Origin of the sequence: Nocardioides sp., from assembly GCF_035547795.1 — a bacterium.
GTDB lineage: Bacteria > Actinomycetota > Actinomycetes > Propionibacteriales > Nocardioidaceae > Nocardioides.
Map to the genome: position 1 here is coordinate 1 of NZ_DASZUF010000106.1, position 6,751 is coordinate 6,751.

The 6,751-nt window shown below is 72.1% G+C and carries 7 protein-coding genes; all 7 read left to right on the forward strand.

Annotated features, from left to right (window positions below; genetic code table 11):
• The coding region (locus VHA72_RS07340; protein WP_325573792.1) for a Stk1 family PASTA domain-containing Ser/Thr kinase at window positions 1–1,205 on the forward strand (1,205 nt) is incomplete at its 5' end.
• 24 nt (window positions 1,206–1,229) lie between these two features.
• On the forward strand, window positions 1,230–2,099 hold the full coding sequence (locus tag VHA72_RS07345) for a deoxyribonuclease IV (protein ID WP_325573793.1): 870 nt from the start codon (window positions 1,230–1,232) through the stop codon (window positions 2,097–2,099).
• Window positions 2,096–2,986 (forward strand): DMT family transporter, encoded by an 891-nt coding sequence (locus VHA72_RS07350; protein WP_325573794.1) that lies wholly within the window; start codon window positions 2,096–2,098, stop codon window positions 2,984–2,986. The genes VHA72_RS07345 and VHA72_RS07350 overlap by 4 nt, the downstream gene beginning before the upstream one ends.
• A 238-nt stretch (window positions 2,987–3,224) precedes the next feature.
• Window positions 3,225–4,280, forward strand: coding sequence for a 3-deoxy-7-phosphoheptulonate synthase (gene aroF / locus VHA72_RS07355; protein WP_325573795.1), 1,056 nt, complete (start codon window positions 3,225–3,227; stop codon window positions 4,278–4,280).
• A 45-nt stretch (window positions 4,281–4,325) separates the two neighbouring features.
• Window positions 4,326–4,736: a zinc ribbon domain-containing protein gene (locus tag VHA72_RS07360; protein ID WP_325573796.1), complete on the forward strand. Its 411-nt coding sequence runs from the start codon at window positions 4,326–4,328 to the stop codon at window positions 4,734–4,736.
• A 31-nt stretch (window positions 4,737–4,767) separates the two neighbouring features.
• Window positions 4,768–5,247 (forward strand): GNAT family N-acetyltransferase, encoded by a 480-nt coding sequence (locus VHA72_RS07365; protein ID WP_325573797.1) that lies wholly within the window; start codon window positions 4,768–4,770, stop codon window positions 5,245–5,247.
• A 266-nt stretch (window positions 5,248–5,513) separates the two neighbouring features.
• Window positions 5,514–6,751 (forward strand): IS256 family transposase (locus tag VHA72_RS07370; RefSeq protein WP_325573798.1); only part of this gene is annotated, 1,238 nt, incomplete at its 3' end.

Consider the following 6,751-nt stretch of genomic DNA (forward strand, 5'->3'; position numbering starts at 1 on the left):
TCGCCTACAAGCACGTGCACAACGACGTGCCGCCGCCGTCACAGGCGGTCCCCGGAATTCCGCCGTACGTCGATGCGCTGGTGGCGCGTGCCACCGCCCGCGACCGCGATCGCCGCCCGGCCGACGCCGGCGTGTTCCTGCACGAGCTGCGCCAGGTCTCCAACGCCCTCGCCGGCGGTGCTGCGGCGCCGGAGCGCACCGAGCTGATCCCCAGCCCGACCGCGATGGTGCGCACCCAGCCCGAGGCACAGCCGACGGTGACGCGCGGCTCCCGACCGCCCGCCCAGCCCGCCCGGCCCGCCGAGAAGCGCCGCACCCGACGTCGCCGCGGCCCGCTCGCCCTCGTGCTCGCGGTCCTCCTGATCGCCGCCGTCGGCGCGGGCGCCTGGTGGGTCGGCTTCGGTCGCTACACCACCACCCCGGGCGTGCTGCGGTTGAGCCAGGCCGCCGCCACCCACCGGCTGGAGTCGGCGGGGCTGCACGTCAAGGTGGCGAGCCCGGCGTACTCCGACACCGTCGCCAAGGGCCAGGTGATGGCCTCGGACCCGGCCCCCGGCGACCGGGTCTCCCACGGCGGCACCGTGACGATCACCATCTCGCGCGGCGTCGAGCAGTACCCGGTCCCCGACCTGGCCGGGAAGTCGCTGGCCGACGCCAAGGCCGCGCTGGCCAAGATCAAGATGGACGTCCCGACGCCGACCCAGGCGTGGTCCGAGACGGTGCCCAAGGGCGAGGTCATCGCGACCGCCCCGCAGGCCGGCACCGTGCTGCGCCCCGGGACGGCCGTGATCCTCACCGTCAGCAAGGGTCGTCAGCCGATCACCGTCGGGGACTGGGTGCGCAAGAGCGCCGCCAAGGCGGAGCAGACCCTGACCAAGCGCGGCCTGCAGGTCAAGACCGAGGAGGACTACAGCGACTCGGTTCCCGAGGGCAAGGTGATCAGCCAGTCGCCCGGCACCGGCACGCTCCACAAGGGAGACACCGTCAGCCTGCTGGTCTCCAAGGGCCCACCGATGGTGACCATCCCCGGCGGCCTGCGCGGCAGCGGCGTCGATGACGCCACCAGCAAGCTGGAGGCGCTCGGCCTCAAGGTGGAGACGCACAGGTCGCAGTTCTACGCCGGGCTCGGCTACGTCATCTCGGTCAGCCCGGGCTCGGGCCAGCAGGTCCGGGTGGGCTCGACGGTCGTGCTTTCGCTCTTCTGAGCCCGTCGTCCTAGGGTCTGACCCGTGGAGCTTCGCAACCCCGTCGGCAGTCACGTCCCGGTCGGCAAGGGTCTGGTCGGCGGCGCGCTGGCGACCGCCGACGCCCTCGGCTGCGAGACGCTGCAGATCTTCGTCGGAAACCCTCGCGGCTGGGCGCTGTCGGCGGGCCGGCCGGAGCAGGACCGCGAGTTCCGCACCGAGATCGAGAAGCGCGACATGCGGGTCTTCGTGCACGCGCCCTACCTGGTCAATCTCGGCTCCCCGACCCCCGCGACGTACGAGAGGTCGGCCGCCGTGGTGGCGCACAATCTCCGCCGGGCGGCCGAGATCGGCGCCGAGGGCGTGGTGGTGCACACCGGCTCGTTCGTCTCCACCGAGGGCGACCCGGAGCGGCAGTACGCCGCAGCCCTCGGCCAGGTGCGCGAGGCGCTGCTGCCGATCCTCGACGCGCTCGGCGAGGACGGCCCGTGGCTGCTCCTCGAGCCCACCGCCGGGCAGGGGCGTTCGCTGTGCGCGGGCGTCGAGGACCTGGCGGCGTACCTGGGCGCACTCGACCTGCACCCGCGCGCCGGCATCTGCCTGGACACCTGCCACGTGTTCGCCGCCGGAGCCCCGCTGGACGAGCCGGGCGGGGTCGCCGCAACGCTGGAGCGGATCGTCGAGATCGGCGGGCCGGACCGGCTTCGGCTGATCCACGCCAACGACTCGATGGACGTGCGCGGGGCGTTCAAGGACCGGCACCAGCGGATCGGCCAGGGCTACATCGGCGAGACGGCGTTCGCGGAGCTGTTCGCGCACCCGGCCACCACGGGCGTGCCGTTCATCCTCGAGACGCCGGGCTCGGGCGCCCCGGACACGCCCGACCTGCCGCTGCTCAAGCGGCTGCGCGGGTGACCCGGGACCGCGCCACCCCACTGGCGACACTGGCGCTGCTCACGGTCGCGGTCGGGTGGGGATCGACATTCTTCATGGTCAAGGACCTGCTGGTGCGGGTGCCGGTGCTCGACTACGTCGGGGTGCGCTTCGCGATCGCCGCGGCAGTGCTGCTGGCGCTCGCGCCGCGGGCGGTACGCCGGCTCTCCCGCGCCGCGCTGTGGCAGGGCATCCTGCTCGGGGCGCTCTACGGCTTCGCCCAGATCCTGCAGACGGCGGGCCTGCACCGGACGCCGGCCTCGACCGCCGGCTTCGTCACCGGCCTGTACGTCGTCATGACCCCGTTGCTCGCCGCTCCCCTGCTCCGCCAGCGCATCCCCCGGATCGCCTGGCTCGCGGTGGTGCTGGCCACCGCCGGCATGGGAGTGCTGAGCCTGCGCGGCGTGCACGTCGGCAGCGGTGAGCTGCTGGTACTGGCCTCGGCGGTGCTCTATGCGCTGCACATCTGCGGGCTGGGCGCGTGGTCCACGGCCGAGACGTCGATGGGCTCCTCGATCGTGCAGCTCGCCGTGATCGCGGTGATCTCGCTGGTCGCCGCCGCGCCGGGTGGGATCACGCTGCCGCACCGGGCGATCGACTGGGCCTCGATGCTCTACATGGCGATCATCGTGGGCGCCCTCGGCCTGCTGGGTCAGGTCTGGTCGCAGGCGCACCTGCCGCCGACCCGGTCGGCGGTGATCATGTCGATGGAGCCGGTCTTCGCCGCGCTCTTCGCGGTGCTGTTCGGCGGCGAGGGCGCCACCGTGCGGATGGTTCTGGGCGGCCTGATGGTGCTGGCCGCGATGCTGCTGGTCGAGCTGGCGCCGCGACGCCATGTCGAGGGCGAAGTGCTCCATCCGGCCCAATGAGATCCCACGCAGTGGTCACATCCTGATATTCGGTTCCCACATCCCGGACGGGCGGCGTACCGTTCGATCCGTGCCGCAGACCTATTTCTTTCGACGCCCGCCGGGAGTTCCCGTGCCGGCCGTCCTGTCGTAGGGCTGCCCACACACCATCCGAACGCCCCCGGCTCACCGCCCGGGGCGTTTCGTCTCTGCGGGCCTGGGCCGGTCGGCGAGACAGCACGAGAGGAACGCAGGAACCATGGTTGTCGTGATGGCCCCCGAGGCCACCGAGGAAGACATCGCCCGGGTCGTCGAGCGCGTCGAGGAGGTCGGCGGCGAGGCGTTCGTCAGCCGCGGTGTCACCCGCACCATCATCGGCCTGGTCGGCGACATCGACTCCTTCCACCACCTCAACCTGCGCTCGTTCGCCGGGGTGGCCGACGTGCACCGGATCTCGGCGCCGTACAAGCTGGTCAGCCGGCAGCACCACCCGGCGCGGTCCACGGTCTGGGTCGGCCGGCCGGAGACCGGGCTGGTCCCGATCGGGCCGCAGAGCTTCACGTTCATGGCCGGGCCGTGTGCCGTCGAGACGCCCGAGCAGACCCTCGAGGCCGCGCAGATGGCCAGGGCCGCAGGCGCGACCATCATCCGCGGCGGCGCCTACAAGCCGCGCTCCTCGCCGTACTCCTTCCAGGGGTTGGGTGCGGCCGGGCTGAAGATCCTCGCTGACGTCCGCACTGTCACCGGGCTGCCCGTGGTCACCGAGGTCGTCGACGCGCGCGACGTGGAGATCGTGGCGGAGTACGCCGACATGCTCCAGATCGGCACCCGCAACATGGCCAACTTCGGCCTGCTCCAGGCCGCCGGCGACGCCGGCAAGCCGATCCTGCTCAAGCGCGGGATGAACTCCACCATCGAGGAATGGCTGCTCGCCGCCGAGTATGTCGCCCAGCGCGGCAACCTCGACATCGTGCTCTGCGAGCGCGGCATCAGGACCTTCGAGCCGGCCACCCGCAACACGCTCGACATCTCCGCGGTGCCGGTCGTGCAGGCGGCCAGCCACCTGCCGGTGATCGTGGACCCGTCGCACGCCTCCGGCCGCAAGGACCTGGTGGTGCCGCTCTCCCGCGCCGCGATCGCGGTCGGCGCCGACGCGATCATCGTCGACGTGCATCCGCATCCGGAGAACGCGCTGTGCGACGGTCCCCAGGCGCTGCTCGGCACCGAACTGCGCGAGCTGGCCCAGGCGGTGCGGCAGCTGCCGGGCGCGGTGGGCCGGGTGGACGCCGCCACGCTGATGCGCCAGCCGGCTTGACCCGGACCCGGGTTTGGACCACCACCGATGGGGCATCCTGGCGTCGTGACCTTCTGCGGACGCTGCGGCCATGAGCTTCCTTCTGCCAACGGCCGCTTCTGCGGACGCTGCGGGCACGAGGCCGTCCCGGGCAACGCCCGCTACCCGCTGTACGCCGACGGCTCGGCGGCGGTGACCCGCCCGCGACCGCGGGTCGTCGCCGACGCGGAGCGGACGGTGGTGCGCTCCGCCGCCGTCGACCAGACCGCCGTGCGCGCCGACCCCGGCGTCACCCGGCCACGGCTGCCGATCGCGCTGTTCGACACCGGCGCGGGGCTGCGGCAACGTCTGGGCGGCGAGGTCGAGCCGGAGCTGGGCGACGTGCTGCCCCCGTCGCGCTGGAGCGTCGCGATGCTGAGCACCCTGGCGGTGATGCTGGTCGTGGCCGTGCTCGGTGCCTGGCTGATGCTGCACTGAAACGCCCGGACCGGGCCGCTAGGGTGCGAGGGTGCCCCGGATCCTCGTCGACGTCGCCACCACGGCGGCCGAGCGCGAGCTGGCGATGCGGGTCTGGCGGGCCGCCAACCACGCCCGCCGCCGACCGGCCGGAGAGATCCGGGCCGGCCGGGTGCGTGAGCGCCTGGAGTCGGCGCAGCTGCTGCTCCTGGCTCACTACGGCACCCGGCCCGCCGGGATGCTCCTGGCCGAACAGTTCGTGGCCGGCGAGGAGCCATCCCCCGACACCGGCCACGTCGCGATGATCTACGTCGACCCGGCGGTGTGGGGTTGCGGTGTGGGCACCAAGCTGCTGCGCGATCTCCAGGGCCGCTCCTGGAGCCGGCTGTCGCTGTGGACCCGCACCGACAACCGCCGGGCCCGGCGACTGTGTGAGGGCACCGGCTTCACCGACACCGGCAACCGCTCCCAACTGCAGGATGGTGAGGAGATCATGCAGTTCGTCTGGACGCGGCCGGGCGCGCACGCCTGACATCTGGCACGCCTGACATCTGGTCGGTGGGGCGCCTGTCGTGGCCACGGCGGGCGATGTGGGCGCTACTCGCGCGGTGGCGGGTGGCACCGCTCCTGATGGGGCTCAGCGGGTGGCGGGTCGAGCGGCCAGGTGTCGGCCCGGAGTGGAGTCCAGCAGAGTGGTGTACGACGGACCTGAGTGAGCGCGTGCCTCCAACGTAGGCGCGGCCACCAGGTGGATCCTTCGAGTGATCTCTCACAACCGACTCGAAGAAGGACACCTTGATGACCGCTGTGCCCAGTATCGACCCTGCCCGCTTCCTGACCGAGCAACTGTCCCAGGCGAGCCCCGATCTGATGCGGGACCTGCTCACCACCTTCGTCAACGCATTGCTGTCCGCGCAGGCCGACGCGGTGTGCGGCGCCGGCTACGGCGAACGCACCCCGGAGCGGGTCAACTCCCGCAACGGCTACCGGCACCGCGACCTCGACACCCGCGTCGGGACTCTCGACGTCGCGGTGCCCAAGCTCCGCACCGGAAGCCTGTATCCGGACTGGCTTCTGGAGCGCAGGAAGCGTGCCGAGCGAGCCCTGACGTCGGTGGTGGCGACCTGCTACCTGCTCGGCGTCTCGACGCGGCGGATGGACAAGCTGGTGCAGACCCTCGGAATCACCGGTCTGTCGAAGTCGCAGGTCTCGGTGATGGCCAAGGAGCTCGACGAGCACGTCGAGCAGTTCCGCACCCGGCGACTCGAGGAGGCCGGGCCGTTCACGTTCGTCGCCGCCGACGCCCTGGTGCTCAAGGTCCGCGAAGGCGGCCGGGTGGTGCCGGTGCACGTGCTGGTCGCGACCGGCGTCAACGCCGACGGGCACCGCGAGATCCTCGGCGCCCAGGTCACCTCGTCCGAGGACGGCGCCGGCTGGCTGGCGTTCTTCCGCGACCTGACCGCCCGCGGCCTGAGTGGGGTCAAGCTCGTCACCAGTGATGCGCACGCCGGGCTGGTGTCCGCGATCGGCGCGACGTTGCCCGGTGCCGCATGGCAGCGGTGCCGCACCCACTACGCAGCGAACCTGATGTCCGCGACGCCGAAGTCGTCGTGGGGCTGGGTCAAGGCGTTGTTGCACTCGATCTACGACCAGCCCGATGCCGAGGCCGTGCACGCCCAGTTCGACCGCGTCGTCGACGCCCTGGCCGAGAAGCTCCCCAACGTCGCTGAGCATCTCGAGGAAGCCCGCGCGGACATCCTCGCGTTCACCGCGTTCCCCAAGGAGATCTGGCGCCAGATCTGGTCGAACAACCCCAACGAGCGGCTCAACCGCGAGATCCGCCGGCGCACCGACGTGGTCGGCATCTTCCCCGACCGGGCGTCCATCATCCGGCTCGTCGGCGCCGTCCTCGCCGAGCAGCACGACGAGTGGGCCGAAGGCCGCCGCTACCTCGGACTCGACGTCCTCGCCCGCGCCCAAGCGGTCGACCACGCCGTCGTCGAGGAGGTGACCGAGCCCGAACTGCAGGCACTCAC

Coding starts and splice junctions, on each gene's coding strand:
- aroF (WP_325573795.1), top strand. CDS start 3,225: ATGGTTGTCGTGATGGCCCCCGAGGCCACCGAGGAAGACATCGCCCGG.